Source organism: Nitrosospira multiformis (assembly GCF_900103165.1).
Lineage (GTDB): Bacteria > Pseudomonadota > Gammaproteobacteria > Burkholderiales > Nitrosomonadaceae > Nitrosospira > Nitrosospira multiformis_D.
The window spans coordinates 1,014,026-1,040,640 of sequence record NZ_FNKY01000001.1; the positions used below are offsets into that span (position 1 = coordinate 1,014,026).

The 26,615-nt window shown below is 53.4% G+C and carries 23 protein-coding genes, 3 tRNA genes and 3 rRNA genes; 16 read left to right on the top strand and 13 right to left on the bottom strand.

Annotated elements, in window-relative coordinates; genetic code table 11:
- Positions 1–10 precede the first annotated feature (10 nt).
- The 3 genes from pheT to BLR00_RS04575 all read left to right on the top strand — a co-directional run bounded on the left by pheT (position 11) and on the right by BLR00_RS04575 (position 3,212).
- Positions 11–2,404 carry a phenylalanine--tRNA ligase subunit beta gene (gene pheT, locus BLR00_RS04565; protein ID WP_074631045.1) on the top strand — a complete coding sequence of 798 codons (2,394 nt, stop codon included), beginning with the start codon at positions 11–13 and terminating at the stop codon, positions 2,402–2,404.
- A gap of 126 nt (positions 2,405–2,530) precedes the next feature.
- Positions 2,531–2,851: an integration host factor subunit alpha gene (locus tag BLR00_RS04570; protein WP_256324047.1), complete on the top strand. Its 321-nt coding sequence runs from the start codon at positions 2,531–2,533 to the stop codon at positions 2,849–2,851.
- Positions 2,829–3,212 (top strand): MerR family transcriptional regulator, encoded by a 384-nt coding sequence (locus BLR00_RS04575; protein WP_074631047.1) that lies wholly within the window; start codon positions 2,829–2,831, stop codon positions 3,210–3,212. Before BLR00_RS04570 ends, BLR00_RS04575 begins: the two co-directional genes overlap by 23 nt.
- 147 nt (positions 3,213–3,359) lie before the next feature.
- Here the strand turns inward: BLR00_RS04575 and BLR00_RS04580 are convergent, their stop codons facing one another.
- Entirely contained in the window at positions 3,360–3,935 is a 576-nt protein-coding gene (locus BLR00_RS04580; protein ID WP_074631048.1) for a CNP1-like family protein, read from the bottom strand.
- A gap of 175 nt (positions 3,936–4,110) precedes the next feature.
- Here BLR00_RS04580 and BLR00_RS04585 point away from each other — a divergent pair.
- From BLR00_RS04585 to BLR00_RS04610, 6 genes are all read left to right on the top strand, one after another.
- Positions 4,111–4,187, top strand: a tRNA-Pro gene (locus BLR00_RS04585).
- Positions 4,188–4,267: 80 nt separating this feature from the next.
- Positions 4,268–5,014, top strand: coding sequence for a 5'/3'-nucleotidase SurE (gene surE / locus BLR00_RS04590; RefSeq protein ID WP_074631049.1), 747 nt, complete (start codon positions 4,268–4,270; stop codon positions 5,012–5,014).
- Positions 5,015–5,075: 61 nt separating this feature from the next.
- Positions 5,076–5,738: a protein-L-isoaspartate(D-aspartate) O-methyltransferase gene (locus tag BLR00_RS04595; RefSeq protein ID WP_074631050.1), complete on the top strand. Its 663-nt coding sequence runs from the start codon at positions 5,076–5,078 to the stop codon at positions 5,736–5,738.
- A gap of 23 nt (positions 5,739–5,761) precedes the next feature.
- Positions 5,762–6,856 carry a peptidoglycan DD-metalloendopeptidase family protein gene (locus BLR00_RS04600; RefSeq protein ID WP_256324048.1) on the top strand — a complete coding sequence of 365 codons (1,095 nt, stop codon included), beginning with the start codon at positions 5,762–5,764 and terminating at the stop codon, positions 6,854–6,856.
- Entirely contained in the window at positions 6,853–7,812 is a 960-nt protein-coding gene (rpoS, locus tag BLR00_RS04605; RefSeq protein WP_074631052.1) for an RNA polymerase sigma factor RpoS, read from the top strand. The genes BLR00_RS04600 and rpoS overlap by 4 nt, the downstream gene beginning before the upstream one ends.
- A 206-nt stretch (positions 7,813–8,018) precedes the next feature.
- The gene (locus tag BLR00_RS04610; protein ID WP_074634130.1) at positions 8,019–8,444 is read left to right on the top strand and encodes a group III truncated hemoglobin; all 426 of its coding nucleotides are present in this window, start codon (positions 8,019–8,021) and stop codon (positions 8,442–8,444) included.
- A 78-nt stretch (positions 8,445–8,522) separates the two neighbouring features.
- On the opposite strand, the gene BLR00_RS04615 is transcribed toward BLR00_RS04610, so the two are convergent.
- The 7 genes from BLR00_RS04615 to BLR00_RS04645 all read right to left on the bottom strand — a co-directional run bounded on the left by BLR00_RS04615 (position 8,523) and on the right by BLR00_RS04645 (position 14,352).
- A complete protein-coding gene (locus BLR00_RS04615; protein WP_074631053.1) occupies positions 8,523–8,930 on the bottom strand; it encodes a VOC family protein in 408 nt (135 codons plus the stop codon).
- 228 nt (positions 8,931–9,158) lie between these two features.
- Positions 9,159–9,641, bottom strand: coding sequence for a DUF1579 domain-containing protein (locus tag BLR00_RS04620; protein ID WP_074631054.1), 483 nt, complete (start codon positions 9,639–9,641; stop codon positions 9,159–9,161).
- A 104-nt stretch (positions 9,642–9,745) separates the two neighbouring features.
- Positions 9,746–10,102 carry a YciI family protein gene (locus BLR00_RS04625; RefSeq protein ID WP_074634131.1) on the bottom strand — a complete coding sequence of 119 codons (357 nt, stop codon included), beginning with the start codon at positions 10,100–10,102 and terminating at the stop codon, positions 9,746–9,748.
- 108 nt (positions 10,103–10,210) lie between these two features.
- On the bottom strand, positions 10,211–10,687 hold the full coding sequence (locus tag BLR00_RS04630; RefSeq protein WP_074631055.1) for a VOC family protein: 477 nt from the start codon (positions 10,685–10,687) through the stop codon (positions 10,211–10,213).
- Between the two features lie 187 nt (positions 10,688–10,874).
- Positions 10,875–11,267 carry a YciI family protein gene (locus BLR00_RS04635; RefSeq protein ID WP_074631056.1) on the bottom strand — a complete coding sequence of 131 codons (393 nt, stop codon included), beginning with the start codon at positions 11,265–11,267 and terminating at the stop codon, positions 10,875–10,877.
- A gap of 413 nt (positions 11,268–11,680) precedes the next feature.
- Positions 11,681–12,904, bottom strand: coding sequence for an RNA polymerase sigma factor (locus BLR00_RS04640; protein ID WP_081346641.1), 1,224 nt, complete (start codon positions 12,902–12,904; stop codon positions 11,681–11,683).
- A gap of 161 nt (positions 12,905–13,065) precedes the next feature.
- Complete coding sequence (locus BLR00_RS04645) at positions 13,066–14,352, bottom strand: DUF2130 domain-containing protein (RefSeq protein WP_074631058.1); 1,287 nt, start codon at positions 14,350–14,352, stop codon at positions 13,066–13,068.
- Between the two features lie 419 nt (positions 14,353–14,771).
- Here BLR00_RS04645 and BLR00_RS04650 point away from each other — a divergent pair, with 419 nt between their 5' ends.
- From BLR00_RS04650 to rrf, 7 genes are all read left to right on the top strand, one after another.
- Positions 14,772–15,389 (top strand): superoxide dismutase, encoded by a 618-nt coding sequence (locus BLR00_RS04650; RefSeq protein WP_074631059.1) that lies wholly within the window; start codon positions 14,772–14,774, stop codon positions 15,387–15,389.
- 18 nt (positions 15,390–15,407) lie between these two features.
- Positions 15,408–16,610, top strand: coding sequence for a tyrosine--tRNA ligase (gene tyrS, locus BLR00_RS04655; RefSeq protein WP_074631060.1), 1,203 nt, complete (start codon positions 15,408–15,410; stop codon positions 16,608–16,610).
- Between the two features lie 288 nt (positions 16,611–16,898).
- A 16S ribosomal RNA gene (locus BLR00_RS04660) occupies positions 16,899–18,434 on the top strand.
- Between the two features lie 121 nt (positions 18,435–18,555).
- Positions 18,556–18,632 (top strand) — tRNA-Ile (locus tag BLR00_RS04665).
- 6 nt (positions 18,633–18,638) lie between these two features.
- Positions 18,639–18,714: transfer RNA gene (locus tag BLR00_RS04670), tRNA-Ala, on the top strand.
- 397 nt (positions 18,715–19,111) lie between these two features.
- Positions 19,112–22,001 (top strand): 23S ribosomal RNA (locus BLR00_RS04675).
- 198 nt (positions 22,002–22,199) lie between these two features.
- Positions 22,200–22,312: ribosomal RNA gene (gene rrf / locus BLR00_RS04680) — 5S ribosomal RNA — on the top strand.
- Together the 16S, 23S and 5S rRNA genes with 2 tRNA genes alongside form the textbook arrangement of a ribosomal RNA operon.
- A gap of 222 nt (positions 22,313–22,534) precedes the next feature.
- Here rrf and BLR00_RS04685 read toward each other — a convergent pair.
- The 5 genes from BLR00_RS04685 to BLR00_RS04705 are packed head-to-tail and all read right to left on the bottom strand — an operon-like array spanning position 22,535 to position 26,583.
- Positions 22,535–23,608 carry a sulfate/molybdate ABC transporter ATP-binding protein gene (locus tag BLR00_RS04685; protein ID WP_074631061.1) on the bottom strand — a complete coding sequence of 358 codons (1,074 nt, stop codon included), beginning with the start codon at positions 23,606–23,608 and terminating at the stop codon, positions 22,535–22,537.
- The gene (gene cysW, locus BLR00_RS04690) at positions 23,598–24,476 is read right to left on the bottom strand and encodes a sulfate ABC transporter permease subunit CysW (protein WP_074631062.1); all 879 of its coding nucleotides are present in this window, start codon (positions 24,474–24,476) and stop codon (positions 23,598–23,600) included. Before cysW ends, BLR00_RS04685 begins: the two co-directional genes overlap by 11 nt.
- 10 nt (positions 24,477–24,486) lie before the next feature.
- Entirely contained in the window at positions 24,487–25,320 is an 834-nt protein-coding gene (cysT, locus tag BLR00_RS04695; protein ID WP_074631063.1) for a sulfate ABC transporter permease subunit CysT, read from the bottom strand.
- Between the two features lie 41 nt (positions 25,321–25,361).
- Positions 25,362–26,186, bottom strand: coding sequence for an EAL domain-containing protein (locus BLR00_RS04700; RefSeq protein ID WP_074631064.1), 825 nt, complete (start codon positions 26,184–26,186; stop codon positions 25,362–25,364).
- The gene (locus BLR00_RS04705) at positions 26,164–26,583 is read right to left on the bottom strand and encodes a DUF2325 domain-containing protein (RefSeq protein ID WP_074631065.1); all 420 of its coding nucleotides are present in this window, start codon (positions 26,581–26,583) and stop codon (positions 26,164–26,166) included. Before BLR00_RS04705 ends, BLR00_RS04700 begins: the two co-directional genes overlap by 23 nt.
- Positions 26,584–26,615: the final 32 nt, after the last annotated feature.

Sequence of the window (26,615 nt, forward strand, 5' to 3'; positions counted from 1 at the left end):
CCAGGCGCTCATGAAATTTTCTGAAAATTGGCTTCGTACTTTTGTTGATCCACCATTATCCACCCGTGATCTCGCCCATGCGTTGACCATGGCGGGTCTGGAAGTGGAAGCCATCGAGCCTGTCGCCCCGGCTTTCAACAAGGTGGTGGTGGCCGAAGTCCTGTCCGTGGAAAAACATCCGGATGCCGATCACCTCAATGTCTGCCAAGTGAACGCTGGCTCCACCGCGAGTAACGAGCCGCTACAAATCGTCTGTGGTGCGATGAATGTTCGTGCCGGTATAAAAGTGCCATGTGCTTTAGCTGGTGCGCAACTACCCAAGGTTGTCATTGAGCAGACGAGGATACGCGGGGTCGAATCCTCCGGCATGCTGTGCTCAGCCAGGGAGCTCGGTTTGGAAGAAACCGAGGCGGGTTTGTTGCTGCTCCCTGGCGATGCGCCAATAGGTGTGGATTTCCGCGATTATTATGAACTGGATGATACCCTTATTACACTCAAGCTGACACCCAACCGTGCCGATTGCCTGGGGCTATCCGGCATAGCGCGGGAAGTGGCGGCGATTACTTCCGGAATGCTTAAGCCGCTCGAAATCGAACCGGTTCAGGATCGGATCGAGGAAAGTCTGGCGGTATACGTGGATGCGCCAGATGCCTGTCCACTTTATTGTGGGCGAGTAGTACGTGAAATATCTCTTGATGTTCCCACGCCGCAATGGATGATTCGCCGCCTGGAGCGCAGCGGGATACGCACGATCAACGCAGTGGTGGACGTGACCAACTATGTCATGCTGGAAACCGGCCAGCCGCTTCATGCTTTCGACCTGGCCAGGATTACGGGCGGGCATACGGGTGCGGGGGCAATCCATGTGCGCTATGCCGGATCCGGCGAAATGCTCCAATTGCTGAATGGTGAAGACCTCGTTTTGCAGCCCGACATGCTGGTGATCGCCGATGAGGCCAAGCCGCTGGCGCTCGCAGGTATCATGGGCGGGAATGAAAGTGGCGTGCAGCAAGGTACAACCGGCCTGTTTCTGGAAAGCGCATTTTTCAGTCAGGAGGTGATCGCCGGTAAATCATTCCGCCTGGGCTTTAGTTCCGATTCGGCGCACCGTTTTGAACGCGGCGTGGACTTTGCCGCCACGCGCAATGCGATGGAACGCGCTACAAGTCTGGTGCTCGATATTTGTGGCGGCAGGGCGGGCCCGATTACTGAAGTCAGGGGTAAATTGCCGCAACGCAATCCGATTGATCTGCGGTTGGAACGGTCACGGAGAGTGCTGGGCATCACACTTGATGAGGCCACGGCCGCCACGCTATTACGGCGCCTGCAATTCAATTTTTCCTCTACGGCCGGCGTGGCTGGTGTATTTCGTGTAACGCCGCCGAGTTACCGTTTCGATCTCGCCATAGAAGAAGACCTGATTGAAGAATTGGCACGCATTTACGGATACAACCATATTCCAGCGGCGTTTCCCCATGCAAAGCTGGGCATGCTGCCCGCGTCTGAATCCGTACACGCATCGCCGCAGTTGCGGAAGATTCTGGTAGGACGAGACTACCAGGAAGTCATCAACTATGCTTTCGTGGATGTCTCATGGGAATTGGAGCTGGCGGGGGAGAAAACACCGATAGCATTGAAAAATCCGCTATCCAGTCAGATGGGGGTGATGCGTAGCAGCCTGCTTGGCGGCCTGATATCAAACTTGCAATTCAATCTTAACCGCAAGCAGGCCAGAGTGCGACTGTTCGAGATCGGGTGTTGCTTCGTGAGAGAAGGTGAAACTTATGCGCAACCGGAGAAACTGGCTGGACTTTGCTATGGAGACGCCGTAGCGGAACAGTGGGGAATGTCCGCTCGCAGAGTGGATTTTTATGATGTAAAGGCGGATATCGAGGCGCTCTTTTGGCCCGCACTGCCGAATTTTGAGGTAGTTTCCCATCCCACCCTGCATCCCGGTAAATCGGCCCGAATTCGTTTGGGTGAAAGAATCGCCGGCTATCTGGGAGAACTTCATCCCCGCTGGCAGCAAAAGCTTGGTTTGCCTGATTCCGCTGTATTGTTCGAATTGGATCTGGATATCCTGCTGACACGAAAGCTGCCGATGGCTGCGGAGATATCAAAATTTCCGCTAATACGACGCGATATCGCTGTGGTGGTGGAGGAGGATATTACCGTGCAGGCGATGCTGGATGGTATGCAAGCGGAAAAATCACCCATGATTCTGGAAATTTCCCTGTTCGACGTGTATCGCGGCAAGGGGATGGAAAATGGCGAAAAAAGTCTTGCATTCCGGGTGTTATTACAAGATACTCAAAAAACATTGACTGACGCGGAAGTAGACTTGGTCATGACAAAATTGATAAATATTCTGGAAAATCAGTTTGGCGCAAGGCTACGTAATTGAACCTGAATCCGGTAGTTGACCGCTCATTTAATAGACAGTGTTTTGATTCATCCCGTCCAATTACCGGTTTTAGGTTGAAAGAAAAGGAATGGCTGATTAGCCACATCCAGAAACGTAAATAAACAGATGAGGGAGAGTATGACCTTAACGAAGGCTGAGCTGGCGGATTTATTATTCGAGAAAGTTGGGTTTAACAAGCGAGAGGCGAAGGATATGGTGGAATCTTTCTATGAAGAAGTCCGCGCCGCGCTGCAGAATGGAGATGCTGTGAAACTTTCAGGGTTCGGCAATTTTCAATTGCGCGATAAGCGGCAACGCCCGGGCCGCAATCCCAAGACCGGCGAAGAAATACCAATTACCGCACGGCGTGTGGTGACTTTCCACGCCAGCCAGAAACTGAAGGCAATGGTTGAACAGAATCAGCATGGAAAACATAACGCCCAGTAGCGCTTTGATGCCCATTCCGGCGAAGCGCTATTTCACGATTGGCGAAGTTAGCGAGTTGTGTGGCGTCAAGCCGCATGTATTGCGCTATTGGGAGCAGGAATTCGCACAATTGAAGCCTGTCAAGCGACGGGGCAACCGCCGTTACTATCAGCATCATGAAGTACTGCTGGTTCGCCGTATTCGGGAATTACTTTACGAGCACGGTTTCACCATCCACGGTGCTCGCAGCCGCCTGGGACAGGGTATGGTCGAGCCGGTATCCGGTACTAATGCCACCGTAGCCTTGGCGTCTCTCCCGGCAGTCGATTTGACATTGTTGCGGCGCGAGATCAAAAGTGTTGTGTCACTGCTTCGATCTTAAAGGATCTCGGAATAAATCCTCCGCGGGTCCGTGCCCATTCACTTTTTAGCTTTGATTCTTTAAGTTCGGCAGGTCGCTAGCGACCATGGAACTGTCTGTTGCGATGCGATGAGCTCTTCAACGCGTGAATTCAGCGTGCACCACGGGCTACTGAATTACGCGCGGATGGCTACCGCTCTTCAACGCTTGAATAGCCTCTTTCTCATTTCTTACAATAATATTAGCCGGGCAGAAGAAATATCTGGAAAGCGCCCGTTGTGCATAGTGCTGGGATTTATCTTCGAGTTCCTCCCATTTCGATCCCCGCGCCCGTACCCAGGTCTTGTCGTCACGGCCAATGGCGTAAAGCCTTTTTTCAGTGATCTGGAATTTCAAAATTAATAGTTCCGCTCTCACATTCTCCCTCACGCCGTCGGTCGCACATCGCATACCTTCGTAGCTTATGTTCATTGCTCCTTCAGGTGATTTGATTACCAGAGTGTAGCGGACTATGTCATCTTCTCCCACCACGATGGAGGGGGCATCAATGTAATGAAGATTATTGCTGGCGGGGCCGGCGTCAAATGGCAGCAGATTCTCCGCTTTGGGGTAGGCAGGCAGTTGCACCTGCAGCTCAGCCCAGGATTTGCCGCCATCAAAATCACTATCGAATCCTTTCAGCACCTTCTGGGGGGCGCATGCTGCGAGCGGCAGGAAGCATAGCAACAGCAGAATATTTTTCATGATGAAGAATCAGTAGTGTCCGGCTAACTTTTTGAAGTGGGTATCTCTGAAAGTACGCCATGAATTTGGACAAGACGCCGTTTCATGCCACTTTACTATTATTTCATACCCCTTGCCCCGCCGCGCATCAATAGAGGTTCCTCACCCCCTGGCTTGTTTGCTATAATTTATACTTCGGGGCGTAGCGCAGCCTGGTAGCGTACTTGCATGGGGTGCAAGTGGTCGGAGGTTCAAATCCTCTCGCCCCGACCAATCAGATCCGCAAGTCGATTGTTAAGCGTATGCTTGCCCCCTGATAAGTCACGCAATCACCTGGGTATTGTTCGAATCGAATGCGCATATTGCTCAGTAACGACGACGGGTATTTTGCGCCAGGCCTTGCCTGTCTCGCGGAAGCACTTTCCGTGATTGCGGATATCATCGTGGTCGCACCGGAGCGCGACCGAAGTGGCGCCAGTAATTCACTTACGCTGGATCGCCCGCTCCATCTGCGCAAGTCCCATAATGGCTTTTACTACGTGAATGGCACCCCCACGGATTGCGTGCATCTGGCGGTTACGGGCATGCTGGACACATTGCCGGACATGGTCGTATCCGGCATTAATGATGGTGCCAACATGGGTGACGATACGGTTTATTCCGGAACCGTAGCCGCCGCTACCGAAGGTTTTTTGCTGGGCGTCCCCTCTATCGCTGTTTCCCTTGCCAGTTTGTCCGCCGGAAATTTTGCTACCGCCGCACGTGTTGCAACAGAAATGGTGCAACGTTTTGAAGGCGACAAACTCCACGGACCGGTATTACTCAACGTCAACGTACCCGATATTCCCTATGACGAGCTGCAAGGCATCGAGGTAACCCGGCTTGGCCGCCGCCATAAGGCCGAAGCGGTAGTCAAATCGCAAAGCCCACGGGGGGAAACAGTTTACTGGGTAGGTGCCGCAGGTCCCGCCCAGGATGCCGGAGAGGGTACAGACTTTCTTGCGATTGAGCGCAACCGGGTATCGGTAACACCGTTACAAATCGACCTGACCCGATATGGGCAGCTGGATGCGGTAAAACAGTGGTTGAAGTTGCAGTAAAGTATCTCAACGTTGTGTTCCATGGTGACAAACCCTCTGTTCAAGTTCAAGGTATTTTAGTTTGAACACTCATCATTCCGGAATCGGCATGACTTCCCAGCGTACCCGTGCGCGCATGATCGAGCGTCTGCGCAAGCAAGGTATCGTTGATGAAGTGGTTCTGGGGGCGATGAATGCCATTCCTCGTCATATTTTTATTGAAGAGGTTCTGGCAAATCGCGCCTATGATGATATCGCCTTGCCGATCAATTTTGGGCAGACCATTTCCAGTCCATTTATTGTGGCGCGTATGAGCGAATTGCTGCGCGCAGGTTCCAGTCTCGGTAAAGTATTGGAAATCGGCTCGGGCTGCGGCTATCAGACAGCCATACTGGCACAGCTTGCACGCGAGGTTTATTCGATCGAACGCATTGGACCGTTGCTGACCCGTGCCCGCGTTCGTCTACGGCAATTACATCTCGGTAATGTTCGTCTGAAGCATGCCGATGGTCTGCTCGGACTGCCGGAGTTCGCGCCGTTTGACGCCATCATTCTCACCGCCGCGGCTGCGCATATCCCTTCGTCATTGCTCGGGCAATTGGCGGTTGGCGGTAGAATGGTTTTTCCTAAAGGAAGTCAGGAGCAGTTTCTGTGCGTTATCGCACATAATTCGCAGGGTTACACTGAGACAATACTCGATGAGGTCAGGTTCGTACCCATGCTACCGGGTATCTTGAAAGGTTAAGCACGCATAACAAGAGATAAAGAATGACAAGTAAAGGAATCGAGCAGAATTTTCCGAACCCTGGCGAACTCCCTCTAACGATTATCATGAGTTCCATGCTTCCATCCCCCCAAGAGAGGTCTTTTTCTTCGGTACGCTATCATCCCTTTCTCATACTTTTACTGTTGATTGCGGGTTGTGAATCTACCCCGCACCGCGCACCGGTGATTGAGAGCGCCGCAGTAGAGTCTCAGGCGGGTAAAATAGGTGTAGGCGCGGAAGCGGAGCCGGCGGGGCGCTCCGAGTTCCATACCGTACAAAAGGGGGATACCCTCTACAGTATTGCGCGAAGCCGTGGCATTGATCAAAAGGATCTGGCGGAGTGGAATAACATCCAGGATCCTGGCGCTATCAATATCGGTCAACAACTCACATTATCTTCGCCATCCCGCCTGTCACAACCTTCCCTGTTCGCACTTCCTCAACCGGTGCAACCATCGGCGGCCGTAGCGGCTGCGCCTACTACCGTACCAGTACTCGAAGAAAAACCGGGGACTAATACCGATAAGCTTAAAGTCGAACCGAAGGCACTCAAGCTGCCGTATTCGGAACAAGCCGTAGCACAGTTGAAGGGATTGACGATCTCCCCCCCGATAGTGGTTGCGAAGATTGCTCCAATGACTGCTGAAAAAACGGTGGGTACCGAAATAAGTCCGGTGACACCCATAGCACCCCTGGCGCCCGCGACGGATGCTATCGATAATGTTGACCGTGTGGAATGGATCTGGCCGGCCAAAGGCAAGGTACTCGAGCCATTCTCGGAAAGTACCAAAGGGATCGATATCGCGGGTAATCCGGGGCAGTCGGTGGCAGCATCCGCGGCGGGCAAGGTGGTATATAGCGGTGCGGGCCTGCGCGGCTATGGCAAGCTCATTATCATCAAGCATAACAATACCTATCTCAGCGCTTATGCCCACAATGACAAAATTCTGGTGAAAGAAGGACAAACGGTGGCCAAAGGACAGAAAATCGCCGAAATGGGAAATACCGATACCACCATGGTAAAACTCCACTTTGAAATTCGCAAGAATGGAAAACCGGTGGACCCACTGAAATATTTACCGGAGTTATCCGGATGAGACAGCGCGACTATACTGACGATGACGAATCATTCGATGCAGACCCGGTAGAGCCGGATGAGGTAACACCTGACGTCGCCACAGAAAGAATCTCCAATGTTGGAAACGAAACGCTCAGCGACGTCCTGCTGACCGATGTCACCCAAATTTATTTCAACGAAATTGGTCATAATGCCCTGTTGAGCGCACGGGAGGAGGGAGTGCTGACACGCCTGGTCAGGCAGAACGATTTCGACGCGCGTCAGAAAATGATTGAATGCAACCTGCGGTTGGTGGTGAATATCGCCAAACACTATACCAACCATGGCGTTGCGCTACTGGATCTGATCGAAGAAGGCAACATGGGGATGATGCACGCGCTGGACAAATTTGACCCGGAACGCGGGTTCCGTTTTTCAACTTATGCCACGTGGTGGATACGCCAGAACATTGAACGCTGCATCATGAACCAGTCCCGCACGATTCGGCTGCCGGTGCATGTCATCAAGGATCTGAACATTATTCTGCAAGCGTCCCGCCATCTGGAAGCGCATACCGGCAAGGATCCCAAACCGGAAGATGTTGCGTATTTATTGGGGCGTCCGGTAAAGGAAGTACAGCGGATGCTGTCCTTGAACGCGAGCATGATGTCATTGGACGCGCCGCTCGATGTCGATCCGTTGCTGTGCATTGGCGATGTCATGGCGGATGATAACACTCCCGGTCCCGACCTCATGCTGGAGCAGTCCGAGATCAAGGATCGTTTGCGAGAGTGGCTTGGCCGGTTGAATGACAAACAACGATATATCATCGAGCAGCGTTACGGGCTCAATGGCAATGACATTCAGACACTGGAGCAATTGGCAAAGCATCTCGATCTTACCCGCGAGCGTGTACGGCAGATTCAGCTGGAAGCGCTGCAAACATTGCGCGTGATGTTGAGGGGCGATGGTGTATCAAGGGATGGGGTGTTTTAGAGGTGCGGGAGCTTGTGTTCACTTTAAGCCCGTCTCGAATCCGCTTGGAACACTTGGTCAAATAACTTGTGACATTTTCTTATGTTTAAAGTAAAATGTTACTATAATTGGTGTTCGTGCAACATCAGCCTGTATGATCAGGTCTTTTTAACCCATAGCCGCATCCGCTGGTCGCGGTGAATCTTGTATTTAAATCAATTATGAATATGTCACAACCCGAGTTTTTGGCACCTCATCCCGATCTTTGTACTGAGGAGGAGATTTCCTGGCTGGTCCATGCTTTTTATGCAAGAGCCAGAAAAGATCCATTGCTGGGCCCAATCTTTGAAGGACATGTTACCGACTGGGACGCGCATTTTGTGCAGATGACTAATTTCTGGTCAATGAAATTGCGGGGAACCAGCCATTTCCGGGGTGCTCCCATGCCCAAGCACGTAGCTCTGCCGGGACTTACTTCTGAATTGTTCGAACGGTGGCTGCAGCTTTTCCGGCAAACGACGAGCGAAATGGAAAATCCAGTTTTGCAATTCAACGCGGATACCCTGGCATTGCACATCGGCGGCAGGCTGTGGTTAAGATATCAGATGGAGCGTTATCCGGATAAGCAACTGGTTGATCTTCACGGAGCATAGTTGCACGGCCGGTAAGAGGCGCTTTGAAGGGCAATTTGCCGAACAGAAAGCGCCTATCCGAGCATTAGGGAGTGCAGGTTAACCTTGATCTTCCGCGGTCGGCTCCATGTATATCAGTTCCCAAAGATGTCCGTCCAGATCCTCGAAGCCATGTTGGTACATAAACCCATAGTCGCCCGAGTCCATGGGAGTGGCTCCGCCAGCAGCGACGGCTTTGCGAACCATATCATCGACTTCATCCCGGCTTTCGCATGTCAGGCAAACAAGAACCTCCGTGCTTTTCGTGGCATCACAAACTTCTTTGGGGGTAAAAGTCCCAAATTTTTCCCGGGTCAACAACATGACGAATATGTCCTCGCTTACGATCATGCAAGTGGCGGTTTCGTCAGTAAACTGGGCATTAAAAGTGAAGCCGAGTTTGGTAAAAAATGCGATAGACTTTTTGAGATTGCTTACGGGAAGATTCACGAAAATCTTGGTGGTCATGGTTTTTCCTCTCGAAAATTCATTGTACGATAAAGTATCCCGCAACACAGCGTTAACAATAGACTCACTTGCCGGCGTGCGCGCGGCAAGCGCCGGTAATCGTGTGAAACCGGGAAACCGGTATTATGCCCCATCAGGCGCAGTATCTTGTCAGGCGTTTGACCTTCGCCATTTTAATAATCCTTGCCGCACCTGATGCGTCTGATCAAAGTGGCAACACTTCGGTCGCTACGTTTTTCGCCGATAGTTTGCCGTCATGAATTGACGCCATTCGCCATCATCACCCAGCATATGTGACGTCAGTATCCGGTGGTTGGGATTCTTTATCTCAATGACGTCCTTGTATTTCGCCAGCTTCCCCTCTTCCGTGAAGGTTGGGCCTTCGGTGCTGAGCGTCAGCACCTTTTCCTCTGCGTCCAGTGAGCCGGCGTACACCCATAAGTGGGTCATCATCGATCCCACCCAGGTTCCCAGGTACTGTTTCTTCTGCGGATCATAGCCGAGTGTCATTAACATTGCCGCCATTTCTCCGCCAGGCATTTCGCCGCGGCCCTCGCACAGTATCCAGAGACCGCCGAGCGAACGCACGGTCTCCGATCCTGCAAATTTCTCCGGCGACTTGCCCGGTTCTGTCGGACACTCGCTTTCATAGGTCCATTCACCTACAAGCTTCTGCAGCCACTCATGTTCCTTCTGTGGTTCTACCTTCATGGTTGTCTCCTATGGTCTGGTAATTTATCAGTACTGCTTCGGTGGTCAATGTGCCCGGCCAGGGTTTTCACTTGACTACGTTTGACTACTTTTGCCGCTGCGGGCTAATCAGCCGGCAGGCCCGCGATCTCTATCACCGGCCGGATCTCGACTGTACCCTTGCGGGCCATGGGAATTCGTGCGGCGATGCCGATCGCCTCATCGAGATCTCCGGCGTCGATCAGGAAGTAACCGCCCAGCTGCTCACGTGTTTCTGCGAACGGACCATCCGTCACGAGCCGTTTGCCTTCGCGCATCCGCACGCTGGTTGCCAAAGCGGTGGGGTATAAGGGATTGGCGGCCAGATATTGTCCGTTCGATTTGATCTCATGTGCGAGCTGAGTGGATTCCACGTAGCATGCTTCCCGTTCAGACTCGCTCAATGCCGTTTCGTCACCATAAATCAGCAACATGTATTTCATGCGTGCCTCCATTGTAACGCTGTCCGGTTCGGGGCCGTGAAAGCGTGGAAATTTGCAATAGCCGGGGGCCATACTCCGGTTGAACGGAAGGCCAGGCGTGCCGTCGGCTCACGCCTTGTGCGCCGTGCAATGAGCCTCCATCCTGCTTTGGAGCTCGCTCGGATCAACAGCTTCGATATGTGTGGCGATGAGCCATTGATGGCCAAAAGGATCGGCCAGCTTGCCCATGCGGTCTCCCCAGAATTGATTTGCGAGAGGCATCGTTTCTTTAGCTCCCGCTTTGATTGCGTCGGAAAAAGTGGCGTCGGCATCGGTAACATAGAGATGCAGCGTTACTGGACTACCACCCAGTGTTTCAGGACACGTAGAAGCACATTCTGGATTCTCATCCGAAATCATGAATATCGAATCGCCGATTTTGAATTCGCCGTGGGCTATCTTTCCATCCGGCATATTAAGCCGGAATAACTCGGTGGCTCCAAAAGCTTTTTTGTAGAACTCAATTGCATCCGAAGCTCCCCGGACCGTCAAGTATGCGGTAAGCGTGTGGTAACCATTTGGTATGGGTTTGATTTTTGTGGCCATGGTCATTCTCCTTTCAAGGTTTAATGTTTAAAATTCCAGTTTGAGGTTCAAGGTTGCTTCCGCTTTGCCTGTGCACTGTTTAGTCGAAATGACGAGTACCGGATCGACATGCCTGCTGAAATTTCTTTATCTAAAGAAAAGCCGGGCAAAACGGGAAGGACGGCAGCCTGTTTTCACTGCCTTCTGTCTATTGCGGGGTGGCTGTAGCGCCACATCCAAGTGCACGGAGCGTACGTTCGTCCTCCGCAATGGGCCGCACTTCGACGCACCCGATCCGTGCCCCCGGGATTCGTGAGGCGATCTGTATCGCCTCGTTCAAATCCTTGGCCTCGATGACATAATAGCCCCCGAGTTGTTCCTTGGTCTCCACAAAGGGACCGTCGGTCGTCGTGACTTTACCCTTCCGCACCCGGACCGTAATCGCGGCATCAGGAGGCTGCAGCCGGTTGCAGCCGAGAAGGTGGCCGCTCTCCCTGATGGCTTCCGTGAATTCGGAGTATTCCTCATAGTGCTTTTCCGCTGCGGTTTCTGTCATCTGCTCCATGACCGTTTCGGCACAGATCAGGCATAGGTACTTCATGGGCAACACCTCCGGTTTGGCTTGGAAAACTGGTTGACATCCCATAGTCGTTTGGGAAAGACCAAATTCGACATCGGGAGCGTTGCGTGCAAGGGTGTTTTTGTTGTAGGGAGGCAGAATGATCCTAAATCCCGTAGTTGACCGCTCATTTAATAGATCAGTATTATGATTAATAACGATATTTCGTATTATTTAACTCCCACCTTTTGGGTGAGGCCGCTACGGGATGAATTGCACAGTTTTTGCGGCACATGGCTGCGTTGCAACTTCTTGGAATGGAACGACCATTCCGCGTCGTTGCGCCTTGCCCTGTACCCCAAAAACCGCACACTTCACCCCGTCCAACTACCGGATCTAGGATGATCGGACCGCCCTGCATAGTTCCGCAGACTAAGTAAGAGGCGGGAGCTGTTTTAACCCGGCAGTTCACGCAATCTGCGCTTAAGAAACCGCCGTTCGGGTTCCTGCCGGGCGAGTTCGTGGGCGCGCTCGTAGGAGGCTCGTGCTTCCGCCGCTCGCCCGAGCCGCCGGCACAAGTCAGCGCGTGCCGAGTGCGCCAGGTGGTAGTCAGCGAGATCACCCCGCATCAGGATGGCATCAATGAGCGCCAGACCTGGCAGGGGTCCGTCACGCATTGCCACCGCCACGGCGCGGTTCAGTTCGATCACAGGGGATGGGTCGATGCGCAGCAGTAAATCATAGAGTCTGGTGATTTCAGCCCAGTCTGTCGCCGCGGCGTTGGGCGCATTGGCGTGTACCGCCGCAATCGCGGCTTGCAGCGTGTATGGACCGAACCGCCGCGACGATAGCGTCCGCTCCACCAGCGCCGATCCTTCCGCAATGTAATGCCCGTTCCAGAGTGAACGATCCTGGTCGGCCAGCAGGATCAGATCACCGGTCGGCGCACTGCGCGCTGCGCGCCGCGATTCCTGCAGCAGCATCAGTGCCAGGAGTCCAAGCGCTTCGGGCTCAGGCAATAATTCAATCAACAGCCTGCCTACGCGAATCGCTTCACCCGAGAGATCGGACCGCATCAGCGCTTCCCCTGAAGATGCGGAGTAGCCTTCGTTGAATACCAGATAGATCACACGCAGGACGCTGTCCACTCGATCCGGTAGCTCGACCGGGGGAGGCACCTGGTAAGGAATGCGCGTGTCGCGGATTTTCGCCTTGGCGCGCACGATACGCTGGGCCAGCGTGGGCGCGGCGGTCAGGAAAGCGCGTGCAATCTCCTCGGTCGTCAGGCCGCATACTTCGCGCAAGGTGAGCGCCACCTGAGCGTCCGGAGACAGGGCCGGATGGCAGCAGGTGAAGATCAGCCTAAGCCGGTCGTCCTCGAGTCCTTCGCCGTCCAGTTCATCGCCACCATCGGCTGCCAGCCGTTCTTCCACGTCGTCCGGCAACGGCTCGAACCGGGCTCTTCTGCGTATGCCATCGATCGCTTTGAAACGGCCCGTTGAAACAAGCCATGCCTGAGGATTGGCCGGCACGCCTTCGCGCGGCCATTGCTCCAGCGCCGCCCTGAAGGCATCGTGCAGCGCTTCTTCGGCGACATCGAAGTCGCCAAGGAGGCGGATCAACGTGGCAAAGATATGGCGCGAGCGGGAACGGTAGATGGCGTCTACCGTCTCACGCACATGCTGGGTAGCCAGGGTATCCTTATGTTCAGGTATCAGAATCTCCCTGCTTGCTCCGTAGCATCATGGTCTTCGCAAAATAGAAATACTCCTCCGGCCTATGTGGATAGAGAGTTCTGGCGGGCGACAAAGCACAGTGCTTATGGGTCCGCTGGAAAAAATTATGACAAAGGTTCGTCGTTCAAGCCCAGGCTCTTCAGCTCAAGTCCCTCGATTTCCTGCAGCGATTTGCCCGCAATCCCCTGCAAGTCTCCATACATACCCACCGTTGCACCCATCACGCGCATAATTTGCTCTTCTCGCTTCGCCCATTGCTTCATTATTACCTTGCGCTCCTTGTCGAGATCGTCCTGCATGGTGGAAAACGCTTCGACGATCGCTTCGACACGCTGGCGGAAACGCGGCCCGGTGAGATACTGGTAGATCATCTCCGTTTTAGTTTGCAGACCTTCGGATGATTGCCGCGCCAGGGCAAGTTCCAGCAATGACTGGCGCAGGATAAGCGCCACCGGCAGTGCAGCGCGAGGATGTGTTACCCAGACACCCTCAACCATTTCGAAGGTTTCAACGCCTTTTGGCAATGTATGGCTTACCATTACGGCAATTTCCGCTTTGGCGGTACGCTGGTCTTCCCGCAATTTGGCTAGCCACATATCGCTCCAGTTTCGGGTGCGCTTGGTTTCCCACAGAATAGTGCCGCCGGGCTGCCCGTCCGTGCCGACGACGCGATGCAGTACATCCCCGCCGTAGTCGCCCTTGGGCACCGGTTCGATCGCATCGAAAGGGAACTTGGCACGCAGCAGGTTTTCAAGCGCCAGTTCCTGCACTTCTCCCTGAAGCTGCTGTGACCCCTGTTCGGCTCTGCGCTTCAGCTCTTCAATTTTTTGCTGCATGGATGCGATAGTCTGATCTTTCTCCATTACCTTGAGCTTAAGTCCCTCTTCCGCTTCCAGCCTGGCCTTCGCGCGCACTTCGCCGAGCCCATCCTGTATGCGTTTTTCCACGGTAAGTTCGAGTTCGCGCCTGGCATCGTCGAGCTCCCGCTGTTTTTTGGTGAGCTCGGCTTGCACTTTTTGTGCCGCGGCCAGCTTTTCGTCGCGGCCTTTGAGCACTTCCTGAAGTTCCGTGAGCTCGCGTGCCTTGTTTTCCAGCTCGGCGGCACTGGCAAGCTTTGCTTTTCTGGATTCTTCGGCAATCACATGAACACGTTCGGTATTCAACTGTGCGGCGACCCGATCGGCTATCTGGATATCCAGCGTGCGTCTCGCCTCCGTAACTTCTTTCTCCTTCTCTCGAATACCTTGTTCGCGCCTTGCGATCTCGTCATCCTTTCGCGAAAGCTGCTGTTCGAACTGTTTGCGCGTGGCGGCTATCAACGGCGCGGCAAGCGACTCGGTGAGCCGGATTTCGGTTTTGCAATGAGGGCAGGTAATAGTGGGTTCCGTCATAGTTGTTCCTGGGAGGGATTCACCACCCTCTGTCTCCATGAAAGCGGGTTGGTATTTCAGGTTATCCTAAATCCGGCGATGTAGCGAACTCACCAAGGTCGCGCGATGCGAAAATTCCTGGTGGATCCTGGCGTCGAGCTAAAAAATGAGGGGTCAACTACCGGATTTAGAATTATAGGTTAAACCGGGTGATAGGCACTTGCACTCATGCAGGGTTTAGTTTCTGCGCCGGTTCCAAGTGCGATGGCGCACATATTTTCGGATATACTTGCCTGGATAATTGCCGGATTGGCCGTATAGTCAATCACGCATCGACTCGTTCCCCTTTACATATTGTTTATATGGGTTCGATTCGTTTGTGTTTCCACACAAGAGCAATAGAACGGATATTTTTCATGTCACCACATAGGAGCGAAAAGATGAGCGATCAAAAAACTGGAAGTGTGCCCCACATTCTACCGCCGCTACCTTACGCGGATAACGCGTTGGACCCCGTCATTTCGGCCAACACGCTGAGCTTTCATTACGGCAAGCATCACAAGACTTATGTCGACAATCTGAACAAGCTGGTAGCGGGTACGGAGCTTGCGGATTTATCATTGGAGAAGGTCATTGCCGCCACAGCTGGCCAGGCGGATAAGGCCGGGGTTTTCAACAATGCGGCGCAAATCTGGAACCACACATTCTACTGGAATAGCCTGTCCCCCAAGGGGGGTGGTGAGCCTCCCGCGGCGTTGAAGAAAAAAATTGAGGCATCATTCGATACTGTGGAAGCGTGCAAGAAAGAACTGGCAACGGCGGCGGCGACCCAATTCGGCAGTGGCTGGGCGTGGCTGGTGCAGGATGGCGACAAGCTCAAGGTGGTCAAGACGAGCAATGCGGATTTGCCGTTGACCCATGGACTCAAGCCGCTACTGACCATCGACGTGTGGGAGCATGCCTACTACCTTGATTACCAGAACCGTCGCGTGGATTATGTCAACGCTGTACTCGACAAACTGATCAATTGGGGTTTTGCGGCGGATAACCATGGGTAGCACGCCCAACGCGCCGCTGTGACCGGGCAGATAACGGAACAACTGGAGATCATCAAGCGCGGCTGCGGCGAGCTCCTTGTGGAAGAGGAGCTCGCGCAAAAGCTTGCTTTGGATCGTCCACTCAGGATCAAGGCTGGATTTGACCCAACCGCGCCGGATTTGCACCTGGGTCACACTGTTCTGCTTAACAAGATGCGTCACCTGCAGGATTTAGGGCATCACGCCTTGTTCCTGATTGGCGATTTCACCGGAATGATCGGTGATCCCAGTGGTAAGAACACGACTCGTCCTGCCCTCACTCGGGAACAAGTGGTCGAGAATGCGCAATCCTACGCAAATCAGGTTTTCCGGATACTCAGGCCCGAGCAGACCGATGTCGTGTTTAATTCCACGTGGATGGACAAGCTCAATGCCGCCGATCTGATCAAGCTGGCGGCTACCCATACCGTTGCACGCATGCTGGAGCGGGACGATTTTGGCAAGCGCTATGAAAGTAACAAGCCCATAGCGATTCATGAATTTTTGTATCCGCTCATTCAAGGCTATGACTCGGTTGCACTCAGAGCGGATATCGAGCTGGGAGGCACCGACCAGAAATTCAACCTGCTGGTGGGACGGGAATTGCAAAAGTATTTCGGGCAATCGCCGCAGTGCATTCTCACCATGCCGCTTCTGGAAGGATTGGATGGCATCAATAAAATGTCCAAATCCTCCGGTAACTATATCGGCATCGCCGAGACCCCAACCGAGATATTCGGCAAGCTGATGTCTGTTTCCGATGAACTGATGTGGCGTTATATCGAGTTATTGTCGTTTGAGCCGATCAGTGTTATTCGCCAGTGGCAGCAGGAAGTGCGGGACGGGCGCAACCCGCGCGACATCAAGGTCCTGTTCGCTCAGGAGATTGTTGCGCGTTTTCACAGCAGGCACGATGCGGAAAGGGCATTGGCTGACTTCGAGGCGCGCTTCAGGCGTGGCACGATACCGGATGACATTCTTGAGAAAGTGCTGCATGCGGGAACCGAAGGATTACCCATTGCTCAAGTACTCAAGCAGGCCGGATTAACGGCCAGTACGACCGAAGCATTGCGCATGATCGAGCAGGGCGGTGTCAAATTAAATGGCGAAAAGGTTGGCGATAAAGCGCTCAGGCTCAGTCGCGGAGAGACCGCCGTGGTACAAGTAGGCAAGCGAAAATTCGCCAGGATAACCCTCGCCTGATAAAGAGTATGAGAAAGTTCCAGAAACTCCTTGACCCCCTGTCTGGTATCTGTATAATTCCGCCTTCGTTGTCTGGCCTGTAGTTTGTAGCAGGCATTGTTCTTTAAAAATTTACAGCCGATAGGTGTGGGCACTTGACCAGGACACCCGGAATTATTTTGTCTTTCGGGGCGAAATACCGGGTAGCTTAAGAGTCGAAGTGCTCGCACGATGTAAGTAGGTTCCGGGGGCTATCTCGATAGAAACCGGAATCGCAGTAACACGTCAAGCGAGAGTTTTACCAGTATTAAACTGAAGAGTTTGATCCTGGCTCAGATTGAACGCTGGCGGCATGCTTTACACATGCAAGTCGAACGGCAGCACGGGGGCAACCCTGGTGGCGAGTGGCGAACGGGTGAGTAATGCATCGGAACGTATCCTTAAGTGGGGGATAACGCATCGAAAGATGCGCTAATACCGCATAATCTCTGAGGAGAAAAGCAGGGGATCGCAAGACCTTGCGCTTTTGGAGCGGCCGATGTCTGATTAGCTAGTTGGTGAGGTAAAGGCTTACCAAGGCTTCGATCAGTAGCTGGTCTGAGAGGACGACCAGCCACACTGGGACTGAGACACGGCCCAGACTCCTACGGGAGGCAGCAGTGGGGAATTTTGGACAATGGGGGAAACCCTGATCCAGCCATGCCGCGTGAGTGAAGAAGGCCTTCGGGTTGTAAAGCTCTTTCAGCCGGAACGAAAAGGTTACGGTTAATACCCGTGACTAATGACGGTACCGGAAGAAGAAGCACCGGCTAACTACGTGCCAGCAGCCGCGGTAATACGTAGGGTGCGAGCGTTAATCGGAATTACTGGGCGTAAAGCGTGCGCAGGCGGTTTTGTAAGTCAGATGTGAAATCCCCGGGCTCAACCTGGGAACTGCGTTTGAAACTACAAGGCTAGAGTGTGGCAGAGGGGGGTGGAATTCCACGTGTAGCAGTGAAATGCGTAGAGATGTGGAGGAACACCGATGGCGAAGGCAGCCCCCTGGGTTAACACTGACGCTCAGGCACGAAAGCGTGGGGAGCAAACAGGATTAGATACCCTGGTAGTCCACGCCCTAAACGATGTCAACTAGTTGTCGGGTCTTAACGGACTTGGTAACGTAGCTAACGCGTGAAGTTGACCGCCTGGGGAGTACGGTCGCAAGATTAAAACTCAAAGGAATTGACGGGGACCCGCACAAGCGGTGGATTATGTGGATTAATTCGATGCAACGCGAAAAACCTTACCTACCCTTGACATGTACCGAAGCCCGCCGAGAGGTGAGTGTGCCCGAAAGGGAACGGTAACACAGGTGCTGCATGGCTGTCGTCAGCTCGTGTCGTGAGATGTTGGGTTAAGTCCCGCAACGAGCGCAACCCTTGTCATTAATTGCCATCATTCAGTTGGGCACTTTAATGAAACTGCCGGTGACAAACCGGAGGAAGGTGGGGATGACGTCAAGTCCTCATGGCCCTTATGGGTAGGGCTTCACACGTAATACAATGGCGCGTACAGAGGGTTGCCAACCCGCGAGGGGGAGCTAATCTCAGAAAGCGCGTCGTAGTCCGGATCGGAGTCTGCAACTCGACTCCGTGAAGTCGGAATCGCTAGTAATCGCGGATCAGCATGTCGCGGTGAATACGTTCCCGGGTCTTGTACACACCGCCCGTCACACCATGGGAGTGGGTTTCACCAGAAGCAGGTAGTCTAACCGCAAGGAGGGCGCTTGCCACGGTGAGATTCATGACTGGGGTGAAGTCGTAACAAGGTAGCCGTAGGGGAACCTGCGGCTGGATCACCTCCTTTCTAGAGAAAATTCCTGATCGAGTGTCCACAACCTATCGGTTGTTCTATAAAGCAGAGCTGGGGGCTCAGGCGTAGGGCTGGAAAAACGAGAAGCCCCGGCCCTTAATTTGAGCTCTGCTCAGGGTCTGTAGCTCAGTTGGTTAGAGCACACGCTTGATAAGCGTGGGGTCGGTGGTTCAAATCCACCCAGACCCACCAGCTAACGGGGGTGTAGCTCAGATGGGAGAGCACCTGCTTTGCAAGCAGGGGGTCATCGGTTCGATCCCGTTCACCTCCACCAATTCTGCGATTAAGAATGACGCATCTTTAGAAAATAGAAGTAAACGAAAGCGTTTACTTCTGGTTTTTAACCAGCGGCTGTATTTTGGGAATAACGGAAAGAAGTTGTGAGGTGCTCTGCACCAATTTTTGCTTCTTCATTCTGTTTTCCCTGCGTTCTTTAACAATTTGGAAGAAGTAAAATATTTCGTATTCAGCGAATGCGTGGCTTTTTTTGGCTCCGCGTTTGGGGGTGCGAAATAATGGGTTAGATTGTATCGACGCATTGTGTTTTTAGTCGGATGCAGTGCGAGCAAACACCTGTAACCAAATTGGTTTGGAATAGAGATTCAGAGTTGGACCGGGTTTTTGACCGGACTCAATCCTGATTTTTGGTTCCCGAGCCCTTAAGGTTATAGGATCAAGCGAATAAGTGCATGTGGTGGATGCCTTGGCGATTACAGGCGATGAAGGGCGTGGAAGCCTGCGAAAAGCTCCGGGGAGCTGGCAAACGAGCATTGATCCGGAGATGTCCGAATGGGGAAACCCGGCCCGCAAGGGTCAACCTTGACTGAATACATAGGTCAAGCGTGGCGAACCTGGCGAACTGAAACATCTAAGTAGCCAGAGGAAAAGAAATCAACCGAGATTCCCAAAGTAGTGGCGAGCGAAATGGGAACAGCCTCCAATTTTTAGCACTCGAACTAGCCGAGCCGTCTGGAAAGTCGGGCCATAGTGGGTGATAGCCCCGTAGGCGAAAGTTTGAGTGTGGAACTAGGATTGGGACAAGTAGGGCGGGACACGAGAAATCCTGTCTGAATATGGGGGGACCATCCTCCAAGGCTAAATACTCGTAATCGACCGATAGTGAACCAGTACCGTGAGGGAAAGGCGAAAAGAACCCCGGGAGGGGAGTGAAATAGACCCTGAAACCGCATGCATACAAACAGTGGGAGCGGACTTGTTCCGTGACTGCGTACCTTTTGTATAATGGGTCAGCGACTTACATTCAGTAGCAAGCTTAACCGAATAGGGGAAGCGCAGCGAAAGCGAGTCTTAATAGGGCGTTTAGTTGCTGGGTGTAGACCCGAAACCAGATGATCTACTCATGGCCAGGATGAAGCGGGGGTAACACCTCGTGGAGGTCCGAACCCACTAATGTTGAAAAATTAGGGGATGAGCTGTGGGTAGGGGTGAAAGGCTAAACAAATCTGGAAATAGCTGGTTCTCTCCGAAAACTATTTAGGTAGTGCCTCACGTATCACCTTCGGGGGTAGAGCACTGTTATGGCTAGGGGGCCGTTTAGGCCTACCAACCCATGGCAAACTCCGAATACCGAAGAGTGCGAGCGTGGGAGACAGACATCGGGTGCTAACGTCCGGTGTCGAAAGGGAAACAACCCAGACCCTCAGCTAAGGTCCCAAAGACACAGTTAAGTGGCAAACGAAGTGGGAAGGCTAAAACAGTCAGGAGGTTGGCTTAGAAGCAGCCATCCTTTAAAGAAAGCGTAATAGCTCACTGATCGAGTCGTCCTGCGCGGAAGATGTAACGGGGCTCAAACTGTGCACCGAAGCTAGGGATTTACACGCAAGTGTAGATGGTAGGAGAGCGTTCCGTAGGCCTGCGAAGGTGGCTTGAGAAGGCTGCTGGAGGTATCGGAAGTGCGAATGCTGACATGAGTAGCGATAAAGGGAGTGAAAGGCTCCCTCGCCGTAAGCCCAAGGTTTCCTGCGCAACGTTCATCGGCGCAGGGTGAGTCGGCCCCTAAGGTGAGGCAGAAATGCGTAGCTGATGGGAAACTGGTCAATATTCCAGTACCTTTGTTCAATGCGATGTGGGGACGGAGAAGGTTAACTCGGCCGGGTGTTGGATGTCCCGGTTCAAGCGTGTAGACGTGCTGCTCAGGCAAATCCGGGCGGCTTAGTTGAGGCGTGATAACGCAACGTCCTTCGGGACGCCAAGTGAGTGATACCCTGCTTCCAGGAAAAGCCACTAAGCTTCAGTTGAATGAAGACCGTACCGCAAACCGACACAGGTGGGCGGGATGAAAATTCCAAGGCGCTTGAGAGAACTCAGGAGAAGGAACTCGGCAAATTAACACCGTAACTTCGGGATAAGGTGTGCCCCCGGTACGTGTAGCGCCTCGCGCGTGAAGCGGAAGGGGGTTGCAAAGAAATGGTGGCTGCGACTGTTTAATAAAAACACAGCACTCTGCAAACACGAAAGTGGACGTATAGAGTGTGACGCCTGCCCGGTGCCGGAAGGTTAAGTGATGGGGTGCAAGCTCTTGATCGAAGCCCCGGTAAACGGCGGCCGTAACTATAACGGTCCTAAGGTAGCGAAATTCCTTGTCGGGTAAGTTCCGACCTGCACGAATGGCGTAACGATGGCCACACTGTCTCCTCCTGAGACTCAGCGAAGTTGAAATGTTTGTGAAGATGCAATCTCCCCGCGGCTAGACGGAAAGACCCCGTGCACCTTTACTGTAGCTTTACATTGGACTTTGACAATATCTGTGTAGGATAGGTGGGAGGCGTTGAAGTGGACTCGCTAGAGTTCATGGAGCCGACGTTGAAATACCACCCTGATGTTGTTGAGGTTCTAACCTAGGTCCATTATCTGGATCGGGGACCGTGTATGGTAGGCAGTTTGACTGGGGCGGTCTCCTCCCAAAGTGTAACGGAGGAGTACGAAGGTACGCTAGGTACGGTCGGAAATCGTGCTGATAGTGCAATGGCAAAAGCGTGCTTGACTGCGAGACTGACAAGTCGAGCAGATGCGAAAGCAGGTCATAGTGATCCGGTGGTTCTGTATGGAAGGGCCATCGCTCAACGGATAAAAGGTACGCCGGGGATAACAGGCTGATTCCTCCCAAGAGTTCATATCGACGGGGGAGTTTGGCACCTCGATGTCGGCTCATCACATCCTGGGGCTGTAGCCGGTCCCAAGGGTATGGCTGTTCGCCATTTAAAGTGGTACGTGAGCTGGGTTTAAAACGTCGTGAGACAGTTTGGTCCCTATCTGCCGTGGGCGTTGGAAGTTTGAGTGGACCTGCTCCTAGTACGAGAGGACCGGAGTGGACGCACCTCTGGTGTACCGGTTATGACGCCAGTCGTATCGCCGGGTAGCTAAGTGCGGAAGAGATAACCGCTGAAAGCATCTAAGCGGGAAACTCGCCTCAAGATGAGACTTCCCGGGGGTTAAACCTCCCTAAAGGTTCGTCGAAGACCACGACGTTGATAGGTCGGGTGTGGAAGCGCAGTAATGTGTTAAGCTAACCGATACTAATTGACCGTGAGGCTTGATCCTATAACCTTAAGTAGTAAGATATAAGGCATAAGGTGTGGAAAGTGGAGTGCAAGGGTGCAAGTCGACCCCGAAATTCCCTCAGATGCCGAATGAGGTGTTTGCCCGGTACAATCTTCCCAATTTACTTCTTCCAGAACGTGGCTCGCGATAAGACAACCAGGATCCATTGGTGTCCCGCTTGCCATGATTAAAGTTACGCTTGGCGGTCATAGCGCTTTGGACCCACCCCTTCCCATCCCGAACAGGGCCGTGAAACGAGGTCGCGCCGATGATAGTGTGCATTCGCATGCGAAAGTAGGTCACTGCCAGGCACCTATAATTAAAAAAGCCCTAACTCTTACGAGTTGGGGCTTTTTTATTGTATAAACGCACGAATGAAATCAAAGCGGAAGCAGGTATTTGAGTATGGCGAACTCCCTTAACTTAAGTCCGTCCGGTAGCGACTCGTCACAAAGGCGAGGTTGGTAGCGTAAAGAGTCTTGCGGAGCATCGTGCCAAACTGAAAAATAAGTGGTCAACCGCCGGATTCGGGTTCAATGCACCTGATTAGGGAACAGATCAAAACGAGAGGGCTTAATAAAAACCTGATCGCCTCGCACCAGCTGCAATTCACGAAAGCGCTCTTTTGTGATTTCGACCTGGATCAGCTCCTGTTCCGCGCTGTCGTCGCGAGTCAATTCAAGACGGACCACCGGGCCAACCGAAAGAATATGAAATACGTGCGCCGCAAGCGCCCCACCATCGTGAATCACCCGATCGACATGGATATCGTGAGGGCGCACATAGGCAACAGCGGGTAGCTCCTCGGCTTCGGCGTGTTCAGGCGCGTCGACTTCAATTTCGCCTATCCGGGCGCGTCCATGGTGCAACCGGCCATGGAACAGATTCACCTTGCCGAGAAACTCATAGACGAAGGGACTCGCGGGCTGCTCATAGACTTCATCCGGCGTGCCGATTTGCTCAATGCGGCCTTCATTCATCACCACTACGCGGTCTGCCACCTCTAGCGCCTCTTCCTGATCATGGGTAACGAACACGCTGGTAATATGCATTTCGTCATGAAGCCTGCGCAACCAGGAACGCAGTTCTTTGCGCACCTTGGCATCAAGGGCTCCAAAAGGTTCGTCCAGCAGTAGCACCTTTGGTTCCACCGCCAGTGCCCGTGCCAGGGCAACGCGCTGACGCTGGCCCCCGGAAAGTTGATGTGGATGCCGGTCAGCTAACCAGTCCAGCTGTACCAGCTTAAGCAAATTGTGCACGCGGTCGCGAATATCCGCGTCCGAAGGACGTACACTCTTTGCTCGTACACGCAATCCAAATGCAACATTCTCGAAAATTGTCATATTGCGGAACAGCGCGTAGTGCTGGAATACAAAGCCCACCTGCCGATCGCGTACATGTTGCTTGGTCGTATCCTCCCCCTGAAACAACACCTGGCCGGTATCCGCTACTTCCAACCCTGCGATCACGCGCAGCAGGGTGGTTTTTCCGGAACCCGAGGGGCCAAGCAGTGCCAACAATTCACCCGAATGCACTTCCAGGCTGACATCCCGCAGCGCGGCGAAAGTTCCGAATTGTTTGGAAAGACCGCGTATTTCAATGCTCATTGACATTCTCCTGATGCTGCTCATTTCTGGATTCAACGAATGTTTTCAGCGCGAGCGTCACCAATGCAAGCAATGCCAGAAGCGACGCTACAGCGAATGCAGCCGCGAAATTATATTCGTTATAAAGGATTTCGACGTGAAGCGGCAGGGTGTTGGTACTACCGCGGATGTGGCCGGAAACTACCGATACCGCGCCAAATTCGCCCATCGCCCGCGCATTGCAAAGAATGGTACCGTACAAAAGACCCCACTTGATGTTTGGAAGCGTGACGCGGAAAAAGATCTGCCAGCCGTTGGCGCCCAGCACCACCGCAGCCTCCTCCTCCTCGGTACCCTGTGCCTGCATCAGCGGAATCAATTCACGGGCGATAAAGGGAACCGTCACAAAAATCGTGGCTAGCACAATGCCGGGCACCGCGAATATGATCTTGATATCATTCTCCGCCAGCCATGGCCCAAGCCAACCCTGCAAGCCGAAAATGAGCACGTAAATCAGCCCTGAAACCACGGGAGACACCGAGAATGGCAAATCAATCAGGGTGATTAACAGACTCTTGCCGCGGAACTCGAACTTGGCCACAGCCCAAGCCGCCGCTACGCCGAATATCAGATTGACCGGTACGGCGATCGCCGCGACAGTCAGGGTAAGCTTGATTGCCGACAGCGCATCGGGTTCGGTGATGGCCGCAAGGTAGACATCTGTGCCCTTCTTCAGCGCTTCGTAAAAAACAGAGATCAGGGGTATAAAGAGGAACAGCGTCAAAAACGCGAGCGCGAGTCCGATCAAAGTTCTACGCACCCAGACGGGCTCATCGGTGGCTGCCCTGCGGCGTATCCCGGCAGACGCCGGAAGAGCGACAGTAGTCATTGATAGATCCTCATGTGGCGATGCTCTGGCGGCGGCTCCACCATTGCAGCAGGTTGATGATCAGCAGCATCACAAACGAAATGACCAGCATGACCACCGCCAGGGCGGTAGCGCCGGCGTAATCGTACTGCTCAAGCTTGGTGATGATCAAAAGCGGCGTAATCTCGGAAACCATGGGCATATTGCCGGCAATGAAAATAACCGATCCATACTCGCCGATTGCGCGTGCAAACGCCAGCGCAAAACCCGTCATCAATGCCGGGAAAAGCGTGGGAAAAATCACCCGCGAGAACGTTTGGAACCGGTTCGCGCCCAGCGTTGCCGCGGCTTCCTCCAATTCCGATTCAATATCTTCGAGTACCGGTTGCACCGTGCGCACCACGAACGGCAAACCGATAAAAGTCAATGCGACAAAAATGCCGATCGGCGTGAAAGCGATTTTGATGCCGAGCGGCTCAAAAAATTGACCGATCCAGCCATTTCCGGCGTAAAGCGCGGTCAGCGCAATGCCAGCCACCGCCGTTGGCAACGCAAACGGAAGATCCACCAGCGCGTCCACCAACTTCTTGCCCGGAAAGCGATAGCGTACCAGTACCCATGCAACCAGAAGGCCGAATACGGCATTGACCAGTGCGGCCGCAAATGAAGCACCGAAGGTCAACCGGTAGGAAGCCACGACACGTGGCGTCGTCACCGCGGTCCAGAATTCCGGCCACGTGAGCGCAGACGTACGGATAAACGCCGCCGACAGCGGGATCAGCACGATGAGGCTCAGATAAAGGAGGGTAAACCCGAGCGCCAGATTAAAGCCTGGCAAAACGCTATGTTGCTTGAACGTACTCAACTTAAAGCTCCTGTCGATCCAGTTTTACCATCATGCGCTTCTCACTCGCGTGCCCCAGGGCTCCCACCCGCCACGGCACGTGGCCTGCTTGCTTCAATCATACGGGCCGGTTCCCCGAGGAAACGGCCCTGCAATAAATGAGCACCTGCGCGAATCGCGGCTGTCATCTGCTGGCTGGTCTCGATATCCCGTATCAGCAGAGAGGCCCCAAAACGATGAACCGTATCCAGCAGCGAATCCGAGCCGTTGTGTTGCAACAGGTCAGAGGCATCCTGCCGGACAATATCCGGATACAGGCTTCCAAGTTCCGCCATCCAACTGTCACTTGCCCCGCTGTGATTCGCCGCGATCCGATAGCCGCGTGAACGATAGTTGCCGATCACGTGCCTGAGCAGCCGCCAATCGCGATTCACCTCGGACGGGATTTCAATCACTACGCGAGAGGTAGCCACTCCGATGAGATCGAGGACCTCCGCGAACGCGCGGCCATGATCGTCCTTGACGCTTTCCAGCAGGCGCGGCTGCACGCTGACGAAAAGATCGCCCGGCCCGGAAGCAGTATTAAAGTAATTGATGGCATGCACCGTGCGGCACAAACGATCAAGATTGACCAGTAGCGTATCCTCCGTCGCCAGCGCAAAAATGCCCCACGGCGACAATACATTAGTATTGTCCGTCTCGGAACGAATATAAGCGGCATGCCCAATAATGTGCCGGGTATTTGCATCGACCACCGGCTGAAAGACGCTTGACAAACGATTACTGGAGAAATGCCCGATTATCCAGCCATCTTCCGAGGGCTGCAGCAGATAATCGGTAGTCGCCTGAACCCGCCTCAGTTCGTCATGCGCATTCCTTGTTTTCATACCGGTGCTTTTTCCTTTGTTCGGGCATTAAGATAGCCGAAGCTGCCAGGCAGCTCCATTGTCCAACGATAAGTATTAGGGATCGGATAGCGTCGCCGCCGCGACAGGGAATCTCGCTTAATTCCATACTTTCCAGCTTCCTGCGCAACTCATGCGTTGAGTTTCTGCAAAACACCAGGGGTACGCCACTTTTATTTGCCTGCTGCTTCAAAGCATTCGATACGCTGTGGCTGACATAATCGTACAGTATCACCACCAGCCTGGCGCTGCCGGGGATTGTACGCTTGGTAATTCTCGACTGTCTGCCATCCCAGTGTTCGACATCAGTCAGGCCATGTGCGAGGAGCTCCCGCTTCAAGGTTTGTATGTAGTCTCCACCCACGATCAATGCAGTCATGCTGACTCCTGAATTATATGATGATGCCCTGA

Excerpts from the sequence above, each read along its gene's own strand:
- cysW (WP_074631062.1), bottom strand. The coding sequence starts at position 24,476 with ATGACTACTGTCGCTCTTCCGGCGTCTGCCGGGATACGCCGCAGGGCA.
- BLR00_RS04685 (WP_074631061.1), bottom strand. The coding sequence starts at position 23,608 with ATGAGCATTGAAATACGCGGTCTTTCCAAACAATTCGGAACTTTCGCC.
- BLR00_RS04620 (WP_074631054.1), bottom strand. The coding sequence starts at position 9,641 with ATGAAGGTAGAACCACAGAAGGAACATGAGTGGCTGCAGAAGCTTGTA.
- BLR00_RS04635 (WP_074631056.1), bottom strand. The coding sequence starts at position 11,267 with ATGAAGTACCTATGCCTGATCTGTGCCGAAACGGTCATGGAGCAGATG.
- BLR00_RS04630 (WP_074631055.1), bottom strand. The coding sequence starts at position 10,687 with ATGGCCACAAAAATCAAACCCATACCAAATGGTTACCACACGCTTACC.
- BLR00_RS04705 (WP_074631065.1), bottom strand. The coding sequence starts at position 26,583 with ATGACTGCATTGATCGTGGGTGGAGACTACATACAAACCTTGAAGCGG.
- rpoS (WP_074631052.1), top strand. The coding sequence starts at position 6,853 with ATGAGACAGCGCGACTATACTGACGATGACGAATCATTCGATGCAGAC.
- BLR00_RS04645 (WP_074631058.1), bottom strand. The coding sequence starts at position 14,352 with ATGACGGAACCCACTATTACCTGCCCTCATTGCAAAACCGAAATCCGG.
- BLR00_RS04700 (WP_074631064.1), bottom strand. The coding sequence starts at position 26,186 with ATGAAAACAAGGAATGCGCATGACGAACTGAGGCGGGTTCAGGCGACT.
- BLR00_RS04580 (WP_074631048.1), bottom strand. The coding sequence starts at position 3,935 with ATGAAAAATATTCTGCTGTTGCTATGCTTCCTGCCGCTCGCAGCATGC.
- BLR00_RS04610 (WP_074634130.1), top strand. The coding sequence starts at position 8,019 with ATGTCACAACCCGAGTTTTTGGCACCTCATCCCGATCTTTGTACTGAG.
- BLR00_RS04615 (WP_074631053.1), bottom strand. The coding sequence starts at position 8,930 with ATGACCACCAAGATTTTCGTGAATCTTCCCGTAAGCAATCTCAAAAAG.
- BLR00_RS04570 (WP_256324047.1), top strand. The coding sequence starts at position 2,531 with ATGAGGGAGAGTATGACCTTAACGAAGGCTGAGCTGGCGGATTTATTA.
- BLR00_RS04575 (WP_074631047.1), top strand. The coding sequence starts at position 2,829 with ATGGAAAACATAACGCCCAGTAGCGCTTTGATGCCCATTCCGGCGAAG.
- surE (WP_074631049.1), top strand. The coding sequence starts at position 4,268 with ATGCGCATATTGCTCAGTAACGACGACGGGTATTTTGCGCCAGGCCTT.
- BLR00_RS04650 (WP_074631059.1), top strand. The coding sequence starts at position 14,772 with ATGAGCGATCAAAAAACTGGAAGTGTGCCCCACATTCTACCGCCGCTA.
- BLR00_RS04625 (WP_074634131.1), bottom strand. The coding sequence starts at position 10,102 with ATGAAATACATGTTGCTGATTTATGGTGACGAAACGGCATTGAGCGAG.
- pheT (WP_074631045.1), top strand. The coding sequence starts at position 11 with ATGAAATTTTCTGAAAATTGGCTTCGTACTTTTGTTGATCCACCATTA.
- BLR00_RS04600 (WP_256324048.1), top strand. The coding sequence starts at position 5,762 with ATGACAAGTAAAGGAATCGAGCAGAATTTTCCGAACCCTGGCGAACTC.